The organism is Escherichia sp. AM3, from assembly GCF_032029835.1.
Lineage (GTDB): Bacteria > Pseudomonadota > Gammaproteobacteria > Enterobacterales > Enterobacteriaceae > Escherichia > Escherichia coli.
Window position 1 is genome coordinate 1 of sequence record NZ_JAVUPQ010000414.1, and the last position, 866, is coordinate 866.

Here is an 866-nt window from a genome sequence, read left to right on the forward strand (position 1 = left end):
TGATGTGACATTATGAAGAAAAAACTTGTTAGATTTTCGGCATTAGCGTTGGCAATTGGGTTTTTATCGGGTTGTACAATTATCCCTGGTCAGGGATTAAATAGTCTGCGGAAGAACGTGGTTGAGCTTCCGGACAGCGACTACGATCTGGATAAATTGGTTAATGTATATCCGATTACTCCAGGGCTTATCGATCAGCTTCGTCCAGAGACCGTTCTTGCTCGTCCCAACCCGCAACTAGATAATTTACTGCGCAGTTACGAATATCGCATTGGTGTGGGTGATGTATTGATGGTTACTGTTTGGGATCACCCGGAGCTGACAACGCCTGCAGGCCAGTACCGTAGCGCCAGCGACACCGGTAACTGGGTTCATTCCGACGGTACGATATTCTACCCATATATAGGCAAAGTTCAGGTTGCAGGAAAAACAATCAGTCAGGTACGTCAGGATATTGCCAGTCGTTTGACAACATATATCGAAAGTCCCCAGGTTGATGTCAGTATTGCTGCCTTTAGATCACAGAAAACTTACGTTACAGGCGAAGTTATGAAGTCAGGCCAGCAGCCGATTACGAATATTCCTCTGACTGTAATGGATGCTATTAATAATGCAGGTGGACTGGCTCCTGATGCAGATTGGCGTAATGTTGTGTTAACGCATAACGGTAAAGATACAAAAATTTCACTTTACGCTCTAATGCAAAAAGGCGATTTGTCAGAAAATCATCTCCTATATCCTGGTGATATTTTGTTTATCCCCCGAAATGATGATCTGAAAGTGTTTGTTATGGGGGAAGTAGTTAAACAAGCAACTATGAAGATGGATCGTAGTGGTATGACTTTAGCTGAAGCATTAGGTAATGC

Annotated in this window: 1 protein-coding gene; it reads left to right on the plus strand. The window is 43.3% G+C overall.

Going from position 1 to position 866, the window contains the following annotated elements:
• Positions 1 to 12: 12 nt before the first annotated feature.
• Positions 13 to 866, plus strand: an 854-nt coding sequence (locus RTW80_RS26280; protein WP_312721014.1) for a polysaccharide export protein, incomplete at its 3' end; no start/stop codon positions are given.